This is a genomic window from Streptomyces hawaiiensis, assembly GCF_004803895.1.
Taxonomy (GTDB): domain Bacteria; phylum Actinomycetota; class Actinomycetes; order Streptomycetales; family Streptomycetaceae; genus Streptomyces; species Streptomyces hawaiiensis.
In genome coordinates this window covers 7,521,952-7,543,931 of sequence record NZ_CP021978.1, presented here as the reverse complement: position 1 = coordinate 7,543,931, position 21,980 = coordinate 7,521,952, and the positions used below count along the sequence as shown (strand labels likewise).

Below are 21,980 nucleotides of genomic sequence, written 5' to 3'. Positions count from 1 at the left end.
GCCGGCCCGCCTCCGCCGGCTACTCGATCCCCGTGGCATCGAGTAGCCGAACCACGTCCTTGCGTCCGTATCCGAGCAGTCGGGCGCGGTCAGCGGCCATCAGCACCACGTGCGCGACGATCTGCGCGGCGTATCCGTCCTTGCTGTCCGTGTCGAACCATTCCTGGGTCTTCTCGACACCCAGGCTGTTCATCACCAGCCCGTGCTCTCGGCGGACCTCCGCGACGGTACCGGCGACCGCGTCCAGGAGCGTCTTCCCCGGCCGTTCGCACTCCAGGGCGAAGCACCCCCGGTCGACGGGCGCACACCCCTCCGGCGGACGCGCCCGCAGCCGCGCGTACCGCTCGTCCCCGAACCCGAAGGCCCGGAAATCGTCGTGGACCAAGGAGAACCGATGGAACCCGGGCGGAACCGGCGGCGGTGGAGGCGTGTACTCCCATCCGGCATCCTCGTACAACTGCCGCTTCACCTCTTCTTCTTCGGCATGCGTCACGGTGAAGCCGTTGGCCTCGTTGCGCCCGGTCGTCGTGCCGTCCGGGTTGCGGTGGAAGTGCAGGCCCATGGTGTGCTCCCGTTACCGTGCTGAGAATGGACAACAAGTCCCGTCACCAGCTCGAACGGCCTGCGGGCCGGGCGCGTGCCCGCTCCCCGCAGCACCATCCGATCGCGTGAAAAGGGGCGCTGCGGGAACTTCCCGGTTCAGCCGGAGGAGCGTTGTTACGCTCACCCGATGATGATTCCGGGCCCCGCAGAGATCCGGGCGCTGCACGAGAAGTACGCGCCCACCACCGAGGCGTTCGCCCTCGTCCACACGCACTGCGAGATCGTCTGGGGAATCGCCGAGCAACTCCTTTCGGCGCCTCACCTCGCCCACCTCGACGCCGATCTGGTCCGCGCCGGCTGCCTCCTCCACGACATCGGCGTCTACCGCCTCTACGACGACGGACGCCTGGACCACCGGAACTACATCCGGCACGGCCTGCTCGGCCACGAGATCCTCGAAGCGGAGGGCTTCCCCGAGACCCTCCGCCGCTTCTGCTCGCACCACACCGGAGTGGGGCTCACGCGGCAGGACATCGTGAGCCAGGGGCTGCCCCTCCCTCCCGCCGACTACGTGGCGGTGACGGAAGAGGAGAGGCTGGTGATGTACGCGGACAAGTTCCACACCAAGTCCCGGCCGTCGGCGTACCTCTCGCCGGACGAATACGCCGCCCACGTCCGCCGCTTCGGCGCGGACAAGGTGACCGGTTTCCAGGCGCTGCGCGCGCGGTTCGGCGACCCGGACCTCGCCGGGCCCGTGCCGGGCTCCGAGGCGGAGGGAGACGCCACGAGCGCCGCCGTTCAGGCGTAGAAGTCGGGGACGTCCACGGTGCCGTCCCGACGATGCCGTCGTACCCGTAGGGCAGGACCGGCCCCTCCCTTCCGCGGTCGGGGAGGGAGGGGCCGGTCGCGGCGCTACCGCACCGGTGTCGCGACCGGCGCCGGCGCGTAGCCGGTGGGCCGGGCCGTGAAGGTGCCGCGGCCCTGGGTGCGGCTGCGCAACCGGGTCGCGTAGCCGAACAGTTCGGCCAGCGGCACGGTGGCGGTGACGACCGCCGCACCCGCGCGGGTGACCGAGCCGGTCACCTTCGCGCGCCGGGCGGCGAGATCGCCGAGCACGCCGCCCACCGCGTCCTCGGGCACGGTGACCGTGACCTCGACGACCGGCTCCAGCAGGACCATCGCGCAGGCGCGCAGGGCCTCCCGGAGACCGAGGCGGCCGGCCGTGCGGAACGCCGTGTCCGAGGAGTCCTTCACATGGGTCGCCCCGTCGGTGAGCGTGACGCGCAGCCCGGTCACCGGGTGCCCGCCGAGCGGGCCCTCGGTGAGGGCGTCCCGGCAGCCGGCCTCGACCGCCCGGACGTACTCCTGCGGCACCCGCCCGCCGACGACGGCCGAGCGGAAGGCGAAACCCCCCTCCTCGTGCGGCTCGACGTCGAGGACGACGTGGGCGAACTGCCCCGCTCCCCCGTCCTGCTTGACGTGCCGGAACACCAGCCCGGACACGCCTCGGCCGACGGTCTCCCGGTAACTGACGCGGGGGCGCCCGACGTTGACCTCAAGGCCCAGCTCGCGCCGGAGCTTCTCCACTGCCACCTCCAGGTGCAGTTCGCCCATGCCCGACAGCACCGTCTGCCCGGTCTCCGGGTCGGTTCGCGCGACCAGCGAGGGATCCTCCTCGGTCAGCCGCGCCAGCCCCGACGCCAGCCGGTCGGTGTCACCGGCCCGGCGGGACTCGACCGCGACCGACACCACCGGCTCGGGCACACCGGGCGGTTCCAGGACGAGCGGAGCGTCCGGTGCGCACAGGGTCGAGCCGGCGCGGGCCGCCTTCAGCCCGACCACGGCGACGATGTCCCCGGCGACGGCCCGGTCCAGCGGGGCGTGCCGGTCGGCCTGGACGCGCAGGATCCGTCCGATCCGCTCGGTGCGCCGCGCGCTCGCGTCCCACAGCGTGTCTCCCTTCTCGATCGTGCCCGAGTAGATCCGCAGGTAGGTCAGCCGTCCCGTGGAGGTGGCGTGCACCTTGAACGCGAGGGCGGCCGCGGGTGCCGCGGGGTCGGCGGGCCGCTCCTGCTCCACGCCGTCGAGCGTGCCCCGGACCGGCGGCACGTCCAGGGGCGACGGCAGATAGGCCACGACCGCGTCCAGCAGCGGCTCGACACCGCGGTTGCGGTACGCGGAGCCGCACAGCACGACCACGCCGTCACCGTCCCGGGTCGCCTCGCGCAGCGCCGAGGAGAGGGTCCCCTCGGAGAGCGTGCCGGTGTCGCAGAACTCCTCCAGTGCGCCCGGATGCAGTTCCGCCACGGCCTCCTCCAGCGACCGACGGCGTTCCTGGGCTGCGGCCCGCAGCTCGTCGGGCACCGGCGCGTTCTCGACGGTGCCGTCATCGGTCCACAGCAGCGCGCGCATGCGCACCAGGTCGACGACACCGGTGAAGGTGTCCTCCGCGCCGATCGGCAGCTGTACGACCAGAGGTGCCGGGTGCAGTCGCGCCCGGATCGACGCCACGGCCGCGTCGAGGTCGGCCCCGGCGCGGTCCATCTTGTTGACGAACGCGATCCTCGGCACGCCGTGCCGGTCGGCCTGCCGCCACACCGACTCGCTCTGCGGCTCCACCCCGGCCACCGCGTCGAACACGGCCACCGCACCGTCGAGCACCCGCAGCGCACGCTCCACCTCGTCGGCGAAGTCGACGTGCCCCGGGGTGTCGATGAGGTTGATCCGGTGACCGTCCCAGGCGCAGCTCACCGCCGCGGCGAAGATGGTGATGCCCCGGTCGCGCTCCTGCGGGTCGAAGTCGGTAACGGTGGTGCCGTCGTGGACCTCGCCGCGCTTGTGCGTGGTTCCGGTGGCGAACAGGATCCGTTCGGTGACGGTGGTCTTGCCGGCGTCGACGTGGGCGAGGATGCCGAGGTTGCGGACGACGGCGAGCGGGTTGAGGTGGGTGCGCACGGCCCAGGGCCTTTCGGTGCGATCAGGAAAGGGGCAGCGCGATTCCCGGGCGAAACGGGCGGGTACCACCCAGACCTGACAGCACGTCAGCGTCTTCGGGTGTCAGGCGTTCGTCCCGGTCAGCCGGTGCCGCCGCGCAGCGGGCACCGGGGCGACGAAGACACGAGGATCACCTCGTAGCGCGGCAGGGAGACGACGGCAGCGGTGTGGTCACGCATGGCCGTCTCCCTTCATCCGTCGCGAGGATGCCCGGCGCTCTGTAGTGGGCGGCCGGGTACATGCGTGAGTGTAGGGAGACCGGGGGGAGCGGGCCAGGGATTATTCCGGCGGGGTCGGGGTGTCGTGGGTGCGGTACATCGCCTGGACGTCGAGCTCCAGCTGGACCGTCGGGCCGACCACGGCGATGCCCCGGGCCAGCATGGAACGCCAGTTGAGGGTGTAGTCCTCGCGGTGCAGTTCCGCCGTCGCCAGGGCCGCGCAGCGCAACTCCTGGCCGTAGCCGCCGTTCACGGTGCCGAGGTACGTGGTGTCCAGGGACACCGAGCGGCTGACGCCGTGCATCGTGAGGGAACCCTGCAACGTCCACTTGCTGCCGCCCCGGTAGGCGAAGCGCGCGCTCGTGAAGTCGATGTACGGGAAGCGCTCGACATCGAGGAAGTCGGCGGACCGCAAGTGGTTGTCGCGGGTGGTGTTGCCGGTGGTGATGCTGGAGGCGTCGATCCGGACGTGCACCCGGGAGTCGGTCATCTCCGGGGCTATCCGGATGCCGCCCTCGAAGCGTTCGAAGCGGCCGTGGACATGGGCCATGCCGACGTGCTGGGCGATGAACCGGATCGCCGTCTGCGGCGGGTCGAAGAGCCAGGTGCCGGGTGTCGGCAGCTGGAGCGCCTCGGCGGGCTGCAGCCAGACCCGTTCGGTGGCCGTCGGGGTGCCCGGGCCCGTCTCGATCGTCTCGCGGTGCGGCCGCAGGCCCTGCGCCGAAATGAGCAGGCTGTACCGGCCGGGTGGCAGGGCCGCGAGGAAGTAGCCGTACGGGTCGGTCGTGCCGCGGGCGACGACGCGGTGGGTGTCCAGGGCGGTGACGGTGACGTCCGCGGCCGCCAGGGGCGAGCCCATCGGGTCGACGACCTCGCGGGCGACGGCGCCCGCGCCGGCGGGGAGGGGGAGGGCGAGGCCCGCCGCTGCGGCGGAGGCGCTCTTGAGCCTCCGGCGCCGGAGCAGTGCGAGGGCCATGGTGGTCACCTTTCTTCGGGTGTGCGGCCGTACGGGCAGCGATTCAGCGCATGCCGACGGCCGCACCTTGCTGCGGTCACACCCCCTTGTCGACCTTGACGGACCGGGCTCCGGGCCGGGTGTCTCAATACGAGACAGTCAGGACCGCTCCGTGAAGGCGTCCGTGTGTCCGGCGGCCCACTCGGCGAAGGTGCGCGCGGGGCGACCGGTGACCTTCTCTACGATGCCGGAGACCGTCCGGCCCACCTCCGGGGTGTTCCCGTACGCCTCGAGCAGGAAGCCGATGACGTCCTCGGGGAGGCCCGCCGCCCGCCACTGCGCGATGGCCTGCTCCTCGGTCACTTCGACCAGGGCGATCTCGCGCCCGACGGCGGCGGCGATCGTCTTCACCTTGTCGCCGACGGTGAGCACCTCGGGGCCGGTGATCACGTACTCCTGGCCGCCGTGCCCCTCCTCCGTGAGCGAGACGGCCGCGACGGCGCCGATGTCGCCCTCGTGAACCATGGCGCTCAGCCGGTCGACGAACGGCTCCCGCACCTCGCCCGAGGCCACGATCCCGTCCGCCCACTGCAGGGCGTTGGCCATGAACTCGACCGGCATGAGCACGGTCCAGTCCACGCCGTCGCCGACGCGCACCGCGTCCTCCAGCGGGGTGGGGCCGCCGCCGTGCAGCACGGTGACGCGGCGGACACCGGCGGACCGGGCGAGCTCCAGGATCCGGGGGCCGCTCTCCAGCGGGCTGAAGGCCGCACCGCCGAAGGTGATCAGGTGGAGGCCGGTGATGCCCTTCAGCGCCGGGGCCAGGCCGTCCGGCTCGGTGAGGTCGCCCTGGACGACCTCGACCCCGGCCGGGAAGGCGGCCTGCGCGGCGTCGCGTGTCAGGGCACGCACCTGGTGCCCCCGGTCGAGCAGTTCGGCGACGACCTGACGGCCGACGGTTCCGGTGGCGCCGGTGACAAGAATCCTCTGCGTCCGGGTCATGCCACGACCCTAGGAAGGCTCGCGGTCACCTTCTGTCCGCGAGCCCGAGTCCGGCGGGCCTCCTTCGTATGCCGCGAGCAGTACGCCCCGCACCCCCTGCGCCGTCACCTCGCGGGGGTTGGCATACGGTTCGCCCGCGACTCGGGTCGCCGCCGGTGTCACGTCGGCCTCCGCGAGGCCCAGTTCGGCGAGGGAACGCGGTGCGCCGAGGCGGCCGGCCAGGTCCCACAGGGCGCGGGGCACGTCGTCGGCGCCGAGGGCGCGGCGCAGTACGGTCACCGCCCGCGGTGCCGCGGGGGCGTTGTGGGCGAGGACGTAGGGCAGGACGACGGTGTGGGTCTCGGCGTGGGGCAGGCCGTACGTGCCGCCGAGGACGTGGCACAGCTTGTGGTGCAGCCCCATCGTGGTCGCGCCGAGGCACGTGCCGCACAGCCACGCCGCGTACAGCGCCCGGCTGCGCGCGTCGAGGTTCTCCGGGTCGCCGGCCAGCCGCGGCAGCGCCTCGGCCATCGCCCGCACGCCCTCCTCCGCCATGACCGAGACCAGCGGTGAGACGTCCGGCGCGTACAGCGCCTCGGCGGCGTGCGCGAGCGCGTTGATACCGCTGGTGACGGTCAGCGGTACGGGCAGGGAGAGGGTGAGCGTGGGGTCGTAGACGACGCTGCGGGGCTGGACGACCGGGTCGCGGCCCGTGCGTTTGGTGCCGTGCTCGGTCAGGCCCCACACCGGGGTCATCTCGGAGCCCGAGTAGGTCGACGGCACCGCGATCAGCGGCAGTCGGGTGCGCAGGGCGATCGCCTTTCCGAGCCCGATCGCCGAGCCGCCCCCGACCGCGACGCAGCCGTCCGCCCCGGCCGCCCGGACGGCCTCCACGGCCCGGTCCGCGTCCTCGACGGGCACGTGCATCCGCGCCTCGGCGTGCAGTCCCGCGCACCTGTCGCCGAGCGCGTCCGCCACCGTCCGGGCCACGCGCTCGCCCCGGCTGCCGCACACCACCAGCAGCCGTCTCAGGCCCAGGCGCGCCGCCTCGTCCGGGGTGGCGCTGACGGCCGCGCCGGGCCGGAAGACCACCCGCGCGGGCCGGGTCTCGTACGTGAACCGCTCCTGGAACGTCATGCGGTCCGCTCCAGGACGAGGTCGAAGCGGGCGTGCCGGAAGGGGTTCTCCACGCCGAACTCCCCGGCCAGCGTGGGGTTGTCCGTCTCGGTGAAGTCCTGCACCAGGCTCTGCTTCACGGCGAACACCGCGTCGGAGTCGAGGTAGTCGCCGCCGGCCACGAAGATGTGCGTGGTGACGGGCGTGTGGCCCTCGGCCGCGGCGATGAAGTGGATGTGCGCGGGGCGGTAGGGATGCCGCCCGGCCGCGCGCAGCAGCCCGCCCACGGGGCCGTCGGTGGGGATCGGATACGCCGCCGGGACGCAGGTGCGGAACCAGAAGCGCCCCTCGGCGTCGGCGGTGAACAGCCCGCGCCCGTTGCCCGCGGGCTGGACGCCGGGCTGCTGGACGTCGTAGTAACCCTTGTCGTCGGCCTGCCAGACGTCGACGACGGCACCGGGCAGCGGGGTGCCGTCGGCGGACCGCACCCGGCCGCTGACCACGCACTTCTCGCCGCCGCCCACCAGGTCGATGTCGTCGCCGAGCGCGCGGACCGGTGACTGGGTCATATGGAAGGGGCCGAGCACGGTCGACTCGGTGGCGCCGGCCGCGCGATGGCCGTTGAGGGTCTCCACGAGCATGGAGAGGCCGAGCACGTCCGACAGCAGGATGAACTCCTGCCGGGTGTCGGTGCAGGCCTGGCCGGTCGCCGTCAGGAAGGCGATCGCCCGCTCCCACTCCTCCTGGGTGAGGCGGGTCTCGCGCGCGAAGTCGTGCAGATGGCGGACGAGACAGGTGAGCAGTTCACGCAGCCGCGGGTCGGCGGTCCCGCGCAGGCCGGCGAGAGCCTGCTCGGTGACGCCCGTCCCGGTCGCATCGGTGGTCATCCCGGCTCCTCGTCGTCGACGTCCGCTTCTTCCATGATGGCGAACGTCACCGAGCTGGCCCATGTCGTACGGGCCCTGGCCGAGCACCGGCGGCTGTCCGGGCCGGTGCGCCGGGCGGAGCTGCCGGACCCCGTCCGGGAGGGACCGGCCGCGCGCCCGCTCAGCCCGATGGAGCACGCCGAGCGCGCCGCGATCCTGGAGGCGCTGCGCCGCCACGGCGGCAACAAGGCTCGCGCCGCGGCCGCGCTCGGGATCGGCCGGGCGACGCTGTACCGCAAGCTGCGGGGCTACCGGCGCTGAGCCGCAGGCACGCAGCCGAGCCGCAGGCACGCACAAACAGCTCGGGCGGGTCGAGAAGATCTCGACCCGCCCGAGCTGGTCTGTGTCCGAGGGGGGACTTGAACCCCCACGCCCGATAAAGGGCACTAGCACCTCAAGCTAGCGCGTCTGCCATTCCGCCACCCGGACCAGGTGTCTGTCGCCTCGCAGGGGTGTTCCCCGCGGCGACACGGACAACAATACCAAGCTTTCGGAGTGCCTTTCACCTGCGTTTCCGTCCGCCTGGCGGGGGTCCGGGACCTCGCGCCCCGACACCTCTAGGGTCACACCATGAGTGACTGGATGGTTACGCGGAGCTCCTCGCCAGGGCGTCGCCCGCGCGCGCTGTCGCCGCTCAGGGAGCATCTGCGGGACACGTTCTGGTTCGCCCCGACCGCGGCGATGGTGAGCGTCTTCGTGATCTGGGCGGGGGCGCAGGCACTCGACGCGGTCGTCGTCGACGCGCTCCAGGAGGACCGGGACTACGAGACGCTCGACGAGCTGCTGCGGTTCGCGGAGGACGCGAAGGCGGTGGTGAGTGCCGTCGGCTCGGCGATGATGACCTTCATCGGTGTGGTCTTCAGCATCTCGCTGGTCGCCGTGCAGATGGCGAGCGGGCAGTTCACCCCGCGCGTGGTGCGGCTCTTCGTCCGGAGCCGGATCACCAAGGCGACCTTCGCGGTCTTCCTGGCGACCTTCGTGCTGACCCTGCTGGTCCTGACGAGCTTCACAAGTGTCGACGACCCCCGGGCCGTCACGTCGGTGCCTCTGGTGCAGTCGGTCCTCACTCTGTGCATGGTCGGGCTGAGCCTGCTGCTCTTCGTGCTGTACGTGAACGCCACCCTGCGGCTGATGCGGATCAGCCATGTGATCGCGCGGATCGCCTCGGAGTCGTTCCGGGTGGCCGCCTCGATGCCCGTGCCGGTGGGCGGGCAGGACGCTTCAGGCCTCGGCGCCGAGACCGCGTGGATGCCGCACGAGGGCCGGGCGGGAGTGCTGCGGGACGTGCACATCGCACGGTTGGTGCGGGTGGCGCGCAAACACGGGGCGGTGCTGCGGCTGATCCCACGGATCGGTGACTTCGTGGTGCCCGGTATGCCGGTTGTGGCGGTGCACGGCGGGCCGGTGCCGCCGCGCAGGGCGCTGCGGCACGCGATCTCGGTGGGGGTGGAGCGGACCTACCACCAGGATCTCGGTTTCGGGCTGCGCCAGTTGTCCGACATCGCGCTGCGCGCCCTGTCCTCGGCGATCAACGATCCGACGACCGCCGTGCAGGCGCTGGACCGTATCGTCCAGTTCCTGGCCGCCCTGAGCCGGCGCCCGCTGGACGCCGCCCTGCACCGGGACCGGGCCGGTGCGGTGCGGCTGGTGCAGCCGGTGCCGGGGTGGACCGAGCTGGTGGATCTCGGGTTCACCGAGGTACGGATCTGTGCCGTCGGGAGCCCGCAGGTCTCCCGACGCATGCTGGCCGGACTGGACGACCTGCTCCTGCTCGCCCCGCCGGAACGCCGCGAGCCGCTGCTGCGCCATCGCGAACTGCTCCGGCAGGCCGTCGGCCTGACCGCGCCGACCGCGTCAGACCGGGAGTTCGCCCTGCGCCCGGACCGGCAGGGGATCGGCTGAGCGACACCCGGCGCGCTCAGGCACGAGCGGGAAGGTGGCCAGGCCCGGCATCGCGGAGAGAACCGGGTCCGAGGCGCCCGGGTGGGAGCGGCACGGCTGCCGGGCGGGGCCGGAGCGGCGTCGGACCCCGTTCGGCGTCCGACGCCGGCACCCACGGGGCGGACCGCGTGGCGAACCGGCGTCGGACGCGCCCCCCCTCGTCAGGGCAGCAGCTGGTACTCCGGGAAGTTCCCCGGCAGCCGCTCCCCCTGCGGTCCCCGCGTCACCGCGCGCACCAGCAGATCGCCGCCGACGAACGCGCCGCGCCAGGACGCCCCGAGCCCGCCGAACAGCTCGTGGCGGTCACCCCGGGAGCGGGGCGCGCCGTGGCCGACCTTGAACGCGCGGATGTGCGGGGCGAGCCGGTCGTATGTCGCCCGGTCGTCCGTGGACAGCGTGGCGACCAGCGCGCCGTTGGAGGCGTTCATCGCGGCCAGCAACTCTGCCTCCGTGTCGACCAGGACGATCGTGTCGACCGGGCCGAACGGCTCCGCGTGGTGCAGCGGAGAGGACGAGGGTGGGTTGAGAAGCGTGACCGGCTGGACGTAGGCGGAGGTGTCCTGGCCGGGCAGGAAGCGGGCGTCGTCGGGCGTGGCGCGGTGCAGTGGTACGGCGCCGCGCTCGATCGCCTCGGCGACCTGGTCCCGCAGCTCCTTCGCCTTGGCCGCGTTGATCACCGGCCCGAAGTCCAGCTCCGGGTACGGGTCGTCCCGTTGCTCCACGGCGAGCGGATGCCCGACTCTGAGCGTGCGTACCGCCGGGAGGTACGCGGCCAGGAACGCGTCGAACAGGTGCCGCTGGACGACGAAGCGCGGGTACGCCGTGCAGCGCTGCTTGCCGTAGTCGAAGAGCCTGGGGATCACCGCGGTGAGGGTGTCCCAGTCCGAGTGGTTCCAGATGCCCCAGGTGTTGAGTCCTTCCTGTTCGAGTACGTGTCGTTTGCCGAGATCGGTGACGGCCGTGGCCACGGCGGCGCCGGTGTCGCGGCCGCCGACGAAGGAGACGCAGCCGATCTCGGGCGCCCGCACCAGCGCCTGCGACAGCTCGCCTCCGCTGCCGCTGACGAGCGTCACGGGAATCCCCTCGCGGGCGGCGAGGGCACAGGCCAGGGTCAGGCAGGCGACACCGCCGTCGGTCGGGGTCTTGGCGATGACCGCGTTGCCTGCCAGTGCCTGGACCAGCATTGCGTGAACGAGCACGCTCATCGGGTAGTTCCAGCTCGCGATGTTGGAGACCGGTCCGTCCAGCGGGGTCCGGCCGGCGAGCATCGGTTCGATGCCGTCGACGTACCAGCGGACCCCGTCGATGGCCCGGTCGACGTCCGCCTGGGCGAGGCGCCAGGGCTTGCCGATCTCCCAGACGAGCAGGAGTGCGAGCAGGCCGCGGTGTTCGGCGAGGGCGTCGAGGGTGGCCGCGACCCGGGCCCTGCGCTCCTCCAGAGGCAGGTGCCGCCATGCGCGGTGCTGGTCGAGTGCGGCGCACACGGCCCGGTGCGCGGTGGTCCCGTCCAGGCGTGGCGGACCGGCGATCGGGCTGCCGTCGACCGGGCTGACGGCGGGCATGACCCGGCCGTCCTCCTGCCAGGCGCTGTTCCAGAGGTTGAGGACCCGGTCGTCGCGGAAGGCCTCGGGGGCGACGGCGAGGCAGCGCTGCCACGCGTCGGGCCAGGACGTGCCGGTCTTGAGGGTGAGGGTGGGTGCCATGGGTTGCTCCGCTCTCGGTGCACAGTCGGGGGCGGGGAATCGGCGCGGGTGGCCTGCTGTCGTCCTTCGTGTCGCGCGAGCGGTGGTGGCGCGGTCATCGGCCTTCGAGCCACGCGAACATGGCCGTGGCCCGGCTATCGGCCTTCGAGCCACGCGGTCACGGCCGTGGCCCGGTCATGGGCCTTCGAGCCGCGCGGGCATGGTCGTAGCCCGGTCATCGGCCTTCGAGTCGCGCGAACATGGTCGTGGCCCGGCTATCGGCCTTCAAGCCGCGCGAACATGGTCGTGGCCCGGCTATCGGCCTTCGAGCCGCGCGAGCACCAGCTTCGCCGTCTCGGTCGGTGTGCTGCCCACGCTCACCCCGACCGCCTCCAGGGCCTCCTTCTTCGCTGCGGCCGTGCCGGAGGAGCCGGACACGATCGCGCCGGCGTGCCCCATGGTCTTGCCTTCGGGTGCGGTGAATCCGGCGATGTAGCCGACGACCGGCTTGGTGACGTGCTCGCGGATGTACGCCGCCGCGCGTTCCTCCGCGTCGCCACCGATCTCGCCGATGAGGACGATCAGTTCGGTGTCGGGGTCGTCCTGGAAGGCGGCGAGGCAGTCGATGTGCGTGGTGCCCACGACGGGGTCGCCGCCGATGCCGACACAGGTGGAGAAGCCGATGTCGCGCAGCTCGTACATGAGCTGGTACGTGAGCGTGCCGGACTTGGAGACCAGTCCGATACGGCCCGGTTTGGTGATGTCGGCCGGGATGATGCCGGCGTTGGACTGGCCGGGCGTGATGAGACCCGGGCAGTTGGGGCCGACGATGCGGGTGCCCTTGTCCTCGGCGTACGCGGTGAAGGCGACGGAGTCGTGGACGGGGATGCCCTCGGTGATGACGACGGCGAGGCCGATGCCGGCGTCGGCGGCTTCGACGACGGCCGCCTTGGCGAAGGCGGGCGGCACGAAGACCACGGTGACGTCCGCCCCGGTGGCGCGCATCCCGTCGGCGACCGAGCCGAAGACGGGCACGGCCCGGTCGTCGAAGTCGACGGTGCGGCCCGCCTTGCGCGGGTTGACGCCGCCGACGACGTTCGTGCCGGCCGCGAGCATCCGCCGCGTGTGCTTCATGCCCTCGCCGCCGGTCATGCCCTGGACGAGGACCTTGCTCTCCTTGGTGAGGTAGATGGCCATGGCGTTCCCTCTCCTCAGGCCGTGGTGGCGAGTTCGGCGGCACGGGCGGCGGCGCCGTCCATGGTGGTGACCTGCTGGACCATCGGATGGGCGTGCTCGTCGAGGATGGCCCGGCCCCGGGCCGCGTTGTTGCCGTCGAGACGCACGACGAGCGGCTTGGTCAGCCGGACGGTGTCCAGCGCCCGGACGATGCCGTCGGCGACCGCGTCGCAGGCGGTGATGCCGCCGAAGACGTTGACGAAGACGGATTTCACGGCCGGGTCGGAGAGGACGACCGACAGTCCGTCCGCCATCACCTGGGCGCTCGCGCCGCCGCCGATGTCGAGGAAGTCGGCCGGTCGCGCGCCGCACCCGGCGACCACGTCGAGCGTCGACATGACGAGGCCGGCGCCGTTGCCGATGATGCCGACCTCGCCGTCCAGCTTGACGTAGGTGAGGCCCTTCGCGGCGGCGGCCGCCTCGAGCGGGTCGTCGTGCCGGGTGTCGTCCGCGCCCCAGCGTGCCTGCCGGAAACGGGCGTTGTCGTCAAGGGTGACCTTGCCGTCGAGGGCCAGGATTTGGCCCTCCTTCGTGCGGACGAGTGGGTTGACCTCGACGAGGAGGGCGTCCTCGCGGACCAGGACCTCCCACAGGCGTACGAGCACGTCGACGGCCTGGTGCGGCAGTCCGGCCGCGTCGGCGATCTCGGTGGCCTTGGCCGTGGTCACGCCCTCGGCCGGGTCGACGGGGATGCGGGCGACCGCCTCCGGCCTCGTGGCGGCCACCTCCTCGATGTCCATGCCGCCCTCGGCCGAGGCGATCGCGAGGAAGCGGCCCGCCGCGCGGTCGAGTACGTAGGACACGTAGAACTCGTTCTCGATGTCGACCGGTTGGGCCAGCATGACCGTGCCGACCGTGTGGCCCTTGATGTCCATGCCGAGAATCTGGCGTGCGGTCAGCTCCGCGGCGGCCGGGTCGGCGGCCATTTTCACACCACCGGCCTTGCCGCGCCCACCGGTCTTCACCTGGGCCTTCACCACGACCCGACCGCCGAGCCGACGTGCGATCTCGCGGGCTTCCTTGGGCGAGTCGGTCACCTCGGCCCGTGGGACCAAGATGCCGTGTTCTTCGAAGAGTTCCCTTGCCTGGTGTTCGTACAGGTCCATTTCGGCTCCTGACTGCCGTGTCTTCTGGGGAGCGGCCCTCAGCTCCCCGAAAATGCCGCACGCCCCCTGGACACCACCCACCGGATGCGGGATAACAAGCTTCATACAGTATTCGTCGACTGTATGCAATGTACTGCGAGCCGCTCCAACCCCCTACGAAGGGACAGGACTTCGCCATGCCCGACGACACCCAGGACTTGATTTCCGGTGGTCATCTCGTAGCCAAGGCGCTGAAGGCCGAGGGGGTCGACCGCATCTACACGCTGTGCGGCGGCCACATCATCGACATCTACGACGGCTGCGTCGACGAGGGCATCGAGGTCGTCGACGTACGCCACGAGCAGGTCGCCGCCCACGCCGCCGACGGTTACGCCCGCATCACCGGCAAACCCGGCTGCGCGGTGGTCACCGCGGGGCCCGGGACGACCGACGCCGTCACCGGTGTCGCCAACGCCTTCCGCGCGGAATCCCCCATGCTGCTGATCGGCGGTCAGGGGGCCCTCACGCAGCACAAGATGGGGTCCCTGCAGGACCTGCCGCACGTCGACATGATGAACCCCATCACCAAGTTCGCGGCGACCGTGCCCGACACGGCCCGCGCCGCGGACATGGTGTCCATGGCGTTCCGCGAATGCTTCCACGGCGCACCCGGCCCCTCCTTCCTGGAGATCCCGCGCGACGTGCTGGACGCCAAGGTCCCGGCCGCCAAGGCGCGCGTGCCGCAGGGCGGCGCCTACCGCGCCTCGACCCGCTCGGCCGGCGACCCCGAGGCGATCGAGAAGCTCGCCGACCTGCTGGTGCACGCCGAGAAGCCGGCCATCCTGCTCGGCAGCCAGGTGTGGACGACCCGGGGCACCGAGTCGGCCATCGAGCTCGTCAGGGCCCTCAACATCCCCGCCTACATGAACGGCGCGGGACGCGGCACCCTCCCACCCGGCGACCCGCACCACTTCCAGCTCTCGCGCCGGTACGCGTTCTCCAATGCCGACGTCATCGTCATCGTCGGCACCCCCTTCGACTTCCGTATGGGCTACGGCAAGCGGCTGTCTGCGGACGCGACCGTCGTGCAGATCGACCTCGACTACCGCACGGTCGGCAAGAACCGCGACATCGACCTCGGCATCGTGGGCGACGCCGGCCTGGTGCTGAAGTCGGTGACCGAGGCGGCCTCCGGGCGCGTCAACGGCGGTGCGTCCAGGCGCAAGGAGTGGCTGGACGAGCTGCGGGCGGCCGAGCAGACCGCTCTGGACAAGCGGCTGCCCAGCCTGAAGTCCGACGCCTCACCCATCCACCCCTACCGCCTGGTCAGCGAGATCAACGACTTCCTCACCGAGGACTCCATCTACATCGGTGACGGCGGCGACATCGTCACCTTCTCCGGGCAGGTCGTGCAGCCCAAGTCGCCCGGGCACTGGATGGATCCGGGTCCCCTCGGCACGCTCGGCGTCGGTGTCCCCTTCGTGCTCGCGGCCAAGCAGGCGCGGCCCGACAAGGAGGTCGTCGCGCTCTTCGGCGACGGCGCGTTCTCCCTGACCGGCTGGGACTTCGAGACGCTCGTCCGCTACAACCTCCCGTTCGTCGGCATCGTCGGCAACAACTCCTCCATGAACCAGATCCGCTACGGCCAGGCCGCCAAGTACGGCAAGGACCGCGAGCGGATCGGCAACACCCTCGGCGACGTCCGCTACGACGAGTTCGCCCGGATGCTGGGCGGCCACGGCGAGGAGGTCCGCGACCCCGCCGACATCGGCCCGGCCCTGCTGCGCGCCCGCGAGTCGGGCAAGCCGTCGCTGATCAACGTCTGGGTCGACCCGGACGCGTACGCCCCCGGAACCATGAACCAGACCATGTACAAGTGAGGTGCCCCCGATGACAGGAACCAAGGCCCTCGAAGGCATCCGCGTCCTGGACATGACCCACGTCCAGTCCGGGCCCTCCGCGACGCAGCTGCTCGCCTGGCTCGGCGCGGACGTCGTCAAGCTGGAGGCCCCGGCCGGCGACATCACGCGCAAGCAGCTGCGTGACCTGCCGGACGTCGACTCCCTCTACTTCACGATGCTCAACTGCAACAAGCGGAGCATCACCCTCAACACCAAGACCGGGCGCGGCAAGGAGATCCTCACCGAGCTGATCCGGCGCTCCGATGTCATGGTCGAGAACTTCGGCCCGGGCGCGGTGGACCGGATGGGCTTCACCTGGGACCGCATCCAGGAGATCAATCCACGGATCGTCTATGCCTCCATCAAGGGGTTCGGCGAAGGCCCGTACACCAACTTCAAGGCGTACGAAGTCGTCGCGCAGGCCATGGGCGGGTCGATGTCGACCACCGGCTTCGAGGACGGGCCGCCGCTGGCGACGGGGGCCCAGATCGGGGACTCGGGGACGGGTGTGCACGCCGTGGCGGGCATCCTCGCCGCGCTCTACCAACGGGAGCGCACCGGGCGCGGGCAGCGGGTCAACGTGGCCATGCAGCACGCCGTACTCAACCTGTGCCGGGTGAAGCTGCGGGATCAGCAGCGTCTGGCACACGGGCCGCTCGCTGAATATCCCAACGAGGACTTCGGCGACGAGGTTCCCAGGTCCGGAAACGCGTCCGGCGGCGGCCAGCCGGGCTGGGCGGTCAAGTGCGCGCCGGGCGGCCCGAACGACTACGTGTACGTGATCGTGCAGCCCGTCGGCTGGCAGCCGCTCAGCGAGCTGATCGGCCGGCCCGAGCTGGCCGCCGACCCCGAGTGGGCGACGCCCGAGGCGCGGCTGCCCAAGCTGGGCAAGATGTTCCAGCTGATCGAGGAGTGGTCCTCGACGCTGCCCAAGTGGGAGGTGCTGGAGCGGCTCAACGCGCGCAACATCCCGTGCGGGCCGATCCTGTCCACCCGGGAGATCATCGAGGACCGTTCGCTCGTCGCCAACGAGATGGTCGTCACCGTCCCCCATCCCGAGCGCGGCGACTTCGTGACCGTCGGCAGCCCGCTCAAATTGTCCGACTCCCCCGTCGAGGTGACCAGCTCCCCGCTGCTCGGTGAGCACAACGAAGAGGTCTACGTCGGCGAACTCGGCCTCGGTGACGAGGAAGTGCGCCTGCTCAAGTCGAACGGAGTGATCTGACGTGATGGCGGAAGACCGGGTCCTGCGGGTGCGGTCCCTCCTGGAGTCCGTGCGGGCCGAGGGACGGACCGCGCTGACCGCGCCCGAGGGCAAGGTGATCGCCGACGCGTACGGGATCGCCGTACCGGGCGAGGAGCTGGCGACGGACGTCGACGAGGCCGTGGCGTTCGCGGCGCGCTTCGGCGGGCCCGTCGTGATGAAGATCGTTTCGCCTGACATCCTGCACAAGACCGACGCCGGCGGGGTGATCGTCGGGGTCGAGGGCGCGAGCGACGTACGGGCCGCCTTCCACCGCATCATCGACAACGCGCGTGCGTACGACGCCGATGCCCTCATCTCGGGCGTGCAGGTGCAGGAGCTGCTGCCGAAGGGGCAGGAGGTCATCGTCGGCGCGGTCACGGACCCGACGTTCGGGAAGGTGGTCGCCTTCGGGCTCGGCGGGGTGCTCGTCGAGGTCCTGAAGGACGTCACCTTCCGGCTCGCGCCGGTGACCGCCGACGAGGCGCTGTCGATGCTGGACTCGATCCGGTCGGCGGAGATCCTGCGCGGGGTGCGCGGCCAGGCGGGCGTGGACCGGTGGGCTGTCGCCGAGCAGATCCGCCGGGTGTCGCAACTCGTCGCGGACTTCCCCGAGATCGCCGAGGTGGACCTCAACCCGGTGATCGCGACGGCGGAGGGGGCCGTCGCGGCCGACATCCGGGTGATCCTCGCCGAGTCGCAGCCCGTGCCGCGGCGGACGTACTCGCGCGACGAGATCCTCACCTCGATGCGCCGGCTGATGCAGCCGGGCTCGGTCGCCGTGATCGGCGCCTCCAACGAACAGGGCAAGATCGGCAATTCCGTGATGCGCAACCTCATCGACGGGGGGTTCGCCGGGGAGATCCACCCGGTGAATCCCAAGGCCGATGACATTCTGGGCCGCAAGGCGTACAAGAGTGTCACGGACGTTCCCGGTGAGGTGGATGTGGCGGTCTTCGCGATCCCCGCCAAGTTCGTGGCCTCGGCCCTGGAGGAGGTGGGACGCAAGAAGATCCCGAACGCCGTGCTGATCCCCTCCGGGTTCGCGGAGACCGGCGAGCACGAACTCCAGGCGGAGATCGTGGCGATCGCCGAGCGGCACGGCGTACGGCTGCTGGGGCCGAACATCTACGGCTACTACTCGACCTGGCACGACCTGTGCGCCACGTTCTGCACGCCGTACGACGTCAAGGGCGGGGTGGCGCTGACCTCGCAGTCGGGCGGCATCGGGATGGCCATCCTGGGCTTCGCCCGCACCACCAAGACCGGTGTGTCGGCGATCGTCGGGCTCGGCAACAAGTCGGACCTGGACGAGGACGACCTGCTGACCTGGTTCGGCGAGGACCCGCACACCGAGTGCATCGCGATGCACCTGGAGGACCTCAAGGACGGCCGCGCCTTCGTGGAGGCCGCCCGGGCGACCGTGCCGAAGAAGCCGGTGGTCGTGCTGAAGGCCGGGCGGACGGCGGCGGGTGCCAAGGCGGCCGGTTCGCACACGGGTGCCCTGGCGGGCGACGACGCCGTGTACGACGACATCCTGCGGCAGGCCGGCGTGATCCGCGCCCCGGGGCTGAACGAGATGCTGGAGTACGCGCGCGCGTTGCCGGTGCTTCCCGCGCCCGAGGGCGACAACATCGTGATCATCACGGGCGCCGGCGGCAGTGGTGTGCTGCTCTCCGACGCGGTGACGGACAACGGCCTGTCACTGATGGAGATCCCGCCGGACCTGGACGAGTCGTTCCGGAGGTTCATCCCGCCCTTCGGGGCCGCGGGCAACCCGGTGGACATCACCGGGGGCGAGCCGCCGTCGACGTACGAGGCGACGATCCGGCTGGGTCTGGAGGATCCGCGCATCCACGCGCTGGTCCTCGGCTACTGGCACACCATCGTCACTCCTCCCATGGTCTTCGCGGAGCTCACCGCGCGCGTGGTGGCCGAGTTCCGGGAGCGGGGGATCGAGAAGCCCGTGGTGGCGTCGCTCGCGGGGGACGTGGAGGTCGAGGAGGCCTGCCAGTACCTCTTCGAGCGCGGGGTCGTGGCCTACCCCTACACGACCGAGAAGCCGGTGGCCGTGCTCGGCGCGAAGTACCGCTGGGCACGGGCGGCGGGGCTGCTGGGGGGCGGTACATGAGGTGAGTGAGCGGGGGGCAGGCCGACGGTGCGCGTCGGCCTGCCCCGGGACCCGCGCGCGCACGAAAGGCATGGGACAGGGGGCGCTGGCCAGATCTTTCGACGCAAGGGGTGCGACACGACATGACAACGACCGACCTGCCCACAACGGTTCCCTACCGGGAGGTCACCGACGCGAACGGTCGCGTCTACCGCCTCGGTGAGACCGACATCGACATCATGGGGCGCAAGCGCAAGTGGATGGTGATCCTGCCCTGGATCGGCATGATGGGCATCTCCTCCGCCGAGTACGCGTTCGCGTCCGCCGAGGACACCCTGCACACGGCGCACAGCTGGAACAGCATGCACATCTTCTGGATGATGACCGTCTGGGTCTTCTTCCAGGCCGCGGTGGCCTTCCCCGCGGGCAAACTGCGCGAGAGCGGAAAGCTTCCCGCCCGCTGGGCGATGATGTGCGGCGCGGCGGGCACACTGCTGGGCTACCTGTCACTCGCCTTCGCACCGCACGTCGTCGTCGCCTACATCGGCTTCAGCATGTTCAGCGGCATGGGCGCCGGCATGGTGTACGCGACCTGCGTCAACATGGTCGGCAAGTGGTATCCGGAGCGCAAGGGCGGCAAGACCGGCTTCGTCAACGGCGGTTTCGCCTACGGCTCGGTGCCCTTCGTCTTCCTCTTCAACGGCTACATGGACCTCACCAACTTCCGCTGGGTCCTGGTCTCCGTAGGCCTGTTCCTGGCCGGAATAGTCGCGTGCTCCGGTTACTTCTTCAAGGACCCGCCGAAGAACTGGTGGCCCTCCGCCATCGACCCGCTGAACCCGCCGGAGGACCCGCGCGCGGCCCGCTCGATGCGCATGAACCCGCCGGCGGTGCACCAGTACTCCCCCAAGGAGGCGTGGAAGACCGGCCGGGTGGCCCTGATGTGGTTCTGTCTGGCCTGTACATCCGGCGTGAACATCTTCGGTATCGCCTTCCAGGTGGAGATCGGCGAGGAGGCCGGATTCGCGGGCGGGATCGTCGCCACGGCCATGTCCCTCAAGGCCATCGTCAACGGCACCGGCCGCGGTGTCATCGGCTGGCTCTCCGACCTGTACGGCCGCAAGCGGTGCCTGCTCGTCGTGTGCGTGATCCTGGGCCTGTCCCAGTACGGCATCCTCTGGTCGGCGAACGCCGAGAACCTTCCGCTGTTCCTGATCTTCTCCTCGATATCCGGTTTCGGCGGCGGCGCCATCTTCCCGATGTTCGCCGCGCTCACCGCCGACTACTTCGGTGAGAACAACAACGCGTCCAACTACGGCATGGTCTACAGCGCCAAGCTCGTCTCCGGCCTGGGCGCCGGCATGGGTGCCGTGGTCGTCGGTGCCTGGGGGCACTCCGGTGCCTTCATCCTGGCCGGCTCCATCTCCCTCTTCGCCGGCTGCGTGGCACTGTTCCTGACCCCGCCGGGACGCGACAAGAAAACGGGCCGCATCTCCCCCAACCCACAACCGCTCGGCGAGGACACAGCCTGACATGACGGCAGATCCGTACGAAGCGAGCACGTCCCCGTTACCCTCCGACGCCGCACTCCGCCCCTACCGAGAAGTGACCGATCCCCACGGCCGCGTCCACCGCCTCGGCGAGACCGACCGGGACATCCTCGGCCACTCCCGCACGCTCATGGTGTATCTGCCGTGGATCGCCATCATGGCCATCAGTGTCTTCGAGTACGCGTACGGCTCCGCGGAGGACACCCTGTCCCACGCGCACGGCTGGACGCAGAGCAACACCTTCTGGATCCTCAGCGTCTGGGTGTTCTTCCAGGCCGGCATCGCCTTCCCCGCGGGCTGGCTGAGGGAGAAGGGCCACCTTCCGAAAACGGTGGGCTGACGTCCGTTCCCCCATGAGGAGGCCCCTCCCCGTTCGGGGAGGGGCCTCCTCATGTCCGTACGCCGGTCAGCACTTCTCCCTCAGGGAGTGCAGGTGCGCGCTGGAGCGGCGCGCGAACGTGAAGGACTCGGACGGGTTGTCGTGCTCGGCCTGCCAGTGGTGGGCCAGGCGGTGGCCGCGCAGCCGGGTCACGGCGGATATGAACCGCTGGTAGTCGATGTCCCCGTCACCGACGTCGGTCATGCGGTAGCCGTACGGGTTCGACGGGTCGCTCTCGCCGTCCTTCACGTGGAAGAGCGGGTAGCGGTCGGGCCGCCGCAGGACGTAGTTCAGCGGCTCGAACGGCGCCGGCGTGCCGTCGGGCCGCTTGGAGAAGCGGAACTGGCCGACGTACGCCCAGTAGATGTCCATCTCCAGGTACACGAGGTCCGGGTCGGTCTCCTTGAGCAGGACGTCGTAGAGGCGGACCTTGGGGTTGTCGGTGGCGAAGGAGAACTCCTCGGAGTGGTTGTGCTGGTAGAACTTCATGCCCCGGGCTCTGGCGGCCGCGCCGTAGGTGTTGAAGTCCTCGGCGGCGCGCTTCCAGGCGTCGACGGTCGAGCCGTAGCGGAACGGGCCGGCGGCCGTGCCGATGTGCTTGAGGCCGAGGGCCTGGGCGTCGTCGAGAACCTTGGTGAGGTTCTGGGCGAAGGTGTAGGCGTTCGGGTCGTCGGAGTAGTAGCCGACGTGGCTGCCGATCGGGTTCAGCCCGTGGTTGCGGGCCAGCCGCTTGAGCTGGGCGAGCGTGATGGGGCCCGCGGAGCCCTGGGTGTATCCGGCGAACTCGACCTCGTCGTAGCCGTAGCGCTCCAGTTCGGCGAAGACGGGGCCGAAGCCGAGGGTGGAGACCTTGTCGCGCAGGCTGTAGAGCTGGATGCCGAGGCGGCCGGGCGGCAGGACGGGGCGGCCCCGGCCCTTGGCGCCGGCAGCGGTGCCGGTGGATGCCGTCGCGGGAGCGGCGGTCGCGGGGGCCGCGGCGCCGAGCAGCGCTGCGGCGGTGGCACCGGCGGCCACGCCGAGCATGCCTCGTCTGCTGAGGCGGTGGCTGAGCTCTGGGTCGGGCTGGGAGAAGCGGCTCATGCGTGGAACTCCTCGTGATCGCGGGGCGTTGTCAGTGGTG

17 protein-coding genes, 1 tRNA gene and 1 pseudogene are annotated in these 21,980 nt (G+C 71.0%); 8 read left to right on the top strand and 11 right to left on the bottom strand.

Annotated elements, in window-relative coordinates:
* Positions 1-19 precede the first annotated feature (19 nt).
* Positions 20-562, bottom strand: a complete 543-nt coding sequence (locus CEB94_RS34450; protein WP_175435865.1) for a hypothetical protein — start codon at positions 560-562, stop codon at positions 20-22.
* A 168-nt stretch (positions 563-730) separates the two neighbouring features.
* On the opposite strand from CEB94_RS34450, the gene CEB94_RS34445 reads away from it, so the two are divergent.
* The gene (locus CEB94_RS34445; protein WP_175435864.1) at positions 731-1,351 is read left to right on the top strand and encodes an HD domain-containing protein; all 621 of its coding nucleotides are present in this window, start codon (positions 731-733) and stop codon (positions 1,349-1,351) included.
* 104 nt (positions 1,352-1,455) lie between these two features.
* Here the strand turns inward: CEB94_RS34445 and fusA are convergent, their stop codons facing one another.
* The 5 genes from fusA to CEB94_RS34420 all read right to left on the bottom strand — a co-directional run bounded on the left by fusA (position 1,456) and on the right by CEB94_RS34420 (position 7,694).
* Positions 1,456-3,498 (bottom strand): elongation factor G, encoded by a 2,043-nt coding sequence (fusA, locus tag CEB94_RS34440; protein ID WP_175435863.1) that lies wholly within the window; start codon positions 3,496-3,498, stop codon positions 1,456-1,458.
* A gap of 318 nt (positions 3,499-3,816) precedes the next feature.
* Complete coding sequence (locus tag CEB94_RS34435; protein ID WP_175435862.1) at positions 3,817-4,731, bottom strand: YceI family protein; 915 nt, start codon at positions 4,729-4,731, stop codon at positions 3,817-3,819.
* A 138-nt stretch (positions 4,732-4,869) separates the two neighbouring features.
* On the bottom strand, positions 4,870-5,712 hold the full coding sequence (locus CEB94_RS34430) for an NmrA family NAD(P)-binding protein (RefSeq protein WP_175435861.1): 843 nt from the start codon (positions 5,710-5,712) through the stop codon (positions 4,870-4,872).
* A gap of 9 nt (positions 5,713-5,721) precedes the next feature.
* Entirely contained in the window at positions 5,722-6,828 is a 1,107-nt protein-coding gene (locus tag CEB94_RS34425) for a maleylacetate reductase (protein WP_175435860.1), read from the bottom strand.
* Entirely contained in the window at positions 6,825-7,694 is an 870-nt protein-coding gene (locus tag CEB94_RS34420) for an intradiol ring-cleavage dioxygenase (protein WP_175435859.1), read from the bottom strand. Before CEB94_RS34420 ends, CEB94_RS34425 begins: the two co-directional genes overlap by 4 nt.
* Before the next feature lie 33 nt (positions 7,695-7,727).
* On the opposite strand from CEB94_RS34420, the gene CEB94_RS34415 reads away from it, so the two are divergent.
* Entirely contained in the window at positions 7,728-7,994 is a 267-nt protein-coding gene (locus CEB94_RS34415; protein ID WP_425472516.1) for a helix-turn-helix domain-containing protein, read from the top strand.
* A gap of 83 nt (positions 7,995-8,077) precedes the next feature.
* Here CEB94_RS34415 and CEB94_RS34410 read toward each other — a convergent pair.
* Positions 8,078-8,162 (bottom strand) — tRNA-Leu (locus tag CEB94_RS34410).
* Between the two features lie 141 nt (positions 8,163-8,303).
* Between CEB94_RS34410 and CEB94_RS34405 the strand changes: the two genes are divergently transcribed.
* Complete coding sequence (locus CEB94_RS34405; protein ID WP_175435858.1) at positions 8,304-9,635, top strand: DUF2254 domain-containing protein; 1,332 nt, start codon at positions 8,304-8,306, stop codon at positions 9,633-9,635.
* A 200-nt stretch (positions 9,636-9,835) separates the two neighbouring features.
* On the opposite strand, the gene CEB94_RS34400 is transcribed toward CEB94_RS34405, so the two are convergent.
* The 3 genes from CEB94_RS34400 to sucC form a co-directional block, all read right to left on the bottom strand.
* Positions 9,836-11,377, bottom strand: a complete 1,542-nt coding sequence (locus CEB94_RS34400; RefSeq protein ID WP_175435857.1) for an aldehyde dehydrogenase family protein — start codon at positions 11,375-11,377, stop codon at positions 9,836-9,838.
* A gap of 294 nt (positions 11,378-11,671) precedes the next feature.
* Positions 11,672-12,553 (bottom strand): succinate--CoA ligase subunit alpha, encoded by an 882-nt coding sequence (gene sucD / locus CEB94_RS34395; protein WP_175435856.1) that lies wholly within the window; start codon positions 12,551-12,553, stop codon positions 11,672-11,674.
* A 14-nt stretch (positions 12,554-12,567) separates the two neighbouring features.
* Positions 12,568-13,698: an ADP-forming succinate--CoA ligase subunit beta gene (gene sucC, locus CEB94_RS34390; RefSeq protein ID WP_175435855.1), complete on the bottom strand. Its 1,131-nt coding sequence runs from the start codon at positions 13,696-13,698 to the stop codon at positions 12,568-12,570.
* Positions 13,699-13,874: 176 nt separating this feature from the next.
* On the opposite strand from sucC, the gene CEB94_RS34385 reads away from it, so the two are divergent.
* The 5 genes and pseudogenes from CEB94_RS34385 to CEB94_RS34365 all read left to right on the top strand — a co-directional run.
* Positions 13,875-15,557, top strand: a complete 1,683-nt coding sequence (locus CEB94_RS34385; protein WP_175435854.1) for a thiamine pyrophosphate-binding protein — start codon at positions 13,875-13,877, stop codon at positions 15,555-15,557.
* A 10-nt stretch (positions 15,558-15,567) separates the two neighbouring features.
* Positions 15,568-16,803: a formyl-CoA transferase gene (gene frc, locus CEB94_RS34380; protein WP_175435853.1), complete on the top strand. Its 1,236-nt coding sequence runs from the start codon at positions 15,568-15,570 to the stop codon at positions 16,801-16,803.
* A gap of 4 nt (positions 16,804-16,807) precedes the next feature.
* Positions 16,808-18,952 (top strand): acetate--CoA ligase family protein, encoded by a 2,145-nt coding sequence (locus CEB94_RS34375; RefSeq protein WP_175435852.1) that lies wholly within the window; start codon positions 16,808-16,810, stop codon positions 18,950-18,952.
* Between the two features lie 122 nt (positions 18,953-19,074).
* Complete coding sequence (locus CEB94_RS34370) at positions 19,075-20,463, top strand: OFA family MFS transporter (RefSeq protein ID WP_175435851.1); 1,389 nt, start codon at positions 19,075-19,077, stop codon at positions 20,461-20,463.
* Position 20,464: 1 nt separating this feature from the next.
* Positions 20,465-20,803, top strand: a pseudogene (locus tag CEB94_RS34365) (MFS transporter); the annotation flags it as partial.
* 84 nt (positions 20,804-20,887) lie between these two features.
* Here the strand turns inward: CEB94_RS34365 and CEB94_RS34360 are convergent.
* Complete coding sequence (locus CEB94_RS34360; protein ID WP_175435850.1) at positions 20,888-21,940, bottom strand: sugar phosphate isomerase/epimerase family protein; 1,053 nt, start codon at positions 21,938-21,940, stop codon at positions 20,888-20,890.
* Positions 21,941-21,980: the final 40 nt, after the last annotated feature.

What these genes read in the sequence shown, in the direction of transcription:
- CEB94_RS34450 (WP_175435865.1), bottom strand. Translation starts at nt 562, where the DNA reads ATGGGCCTGCACTTCCACCGCAACCCGGACGGCACGACGACCGGGCGC.
- CEB94_RS34445 (WP_175435864.1), top strand. Translation starts at nt 731, where the DNA reads ATGATGATTCCGGGCCCCGCAGAGATCCGGGCGCTGCACGAGAAGTAC.
- CEB94_RS34435 (WP_175435862.1), bottom strand. Translation starts at nt 4,731, where the DNA reads ATGGCCCTCGCACTGCTCCGGCGCCGGAGGCTCAAGAGCGCCTCCGCC.
- CEB94_RS34430 (WP_175435861.1), bottom strand. Translation starts at nt 5,712, where the DNA reads ATGACCCGGACGCAGAGGATTCTTGTCACCGGCGCCACCGGAACCGTC.
- CEB94_RS34425 (WP_175435860.1), bottom strand. Translation starts at nt 6,828, where the DNA reads ATGACGTTCCAGGAGCGGTTCACGTACGAGACCCGGCCCGCGCGGGTG.
- CEB94_RS34420 (WP_175435859.1), bottom strand. Translation starts at nt 7,694, where the DNA reads ATGACCACCGATGCGACCGGGACGGGCGTCACCGAGCAGGCTCTCGCC.
- CEB94_RS34415 (WP_425472516.1), top strand. Translation starts at nt 7,728, where the DNA reads ATGATGGCGAACGTCACCGAGCTGGCCCATGTCGTACGGGCCCTGGCC.
- CEB94_RS34405 (WP_175435858.1), top strand. Translation starts at nt 8,304, where the DNA reads ATGAGTGACTGGATGGTTACGCGGAGCTCCTCGCCAGGGCGTCGCCCG.
- CEB94_RS34400 (WP_175435857.1), bottom strand. Translation starts at nt 11,377, where the DNA reads ATGGCACCCACCCTCACCCTCAAGACCGGCACGTCCTGGCCCGACGCG.
- sucD (WP_175435856.1), bottom strand. Translation starts at nt 12,553, where the DNA reads ATGGCCATCTACCTCACCAAGGAGAGCAAGGTCCTCGTCCAGGGCATG.
- sucC (WP_175435855.1), bottom strand. Translation starts at nt 13,698, where the DNA reads ATGGACCTGTACGAACACCAGGCAAGGGAACTCTTCGAAGAACACGGC.
- CEB94_RS34385 (WP_175435854.1), top strand. Translation starts at nt 13,875, where the DNA reads ATGCCCGACGACACCCAGGACTTGATTTCCGGTGGTCATCTCGTAGCC.
- frc (WP_175435853.1), top strand. Translation starts at nt 15,568, where the DNA reads ATGACAGGAACCAAGGCCCTCGAAGGCATCCGCGTCCTGGACATGACC.
- CEB94_RS34375 (WP_175435852.1), top strand. Translation starts at nt 16,808, where the DNA reads ATGGCGGAAGACCGGGTCCTGCGGGTGCGGTCCCTCCTGGAGTCCGTG.
- CEB94_RS34370 (WP_175435851.1), top strand. Translation starts at nt 19,075, where the DNA reads ATGACAACGACCGACCTGCCCACAACGGTTCCCTACCGGGAGGTCACC.
- CEB94_RS34360 (WP_175435850.1), bottom strand. Translation starts at nt 21,940, where the DNA reads ATGAGCCGCTTCTCCCAGCCCGACCCAGAGCTCAGCCACCGCCTCAGC.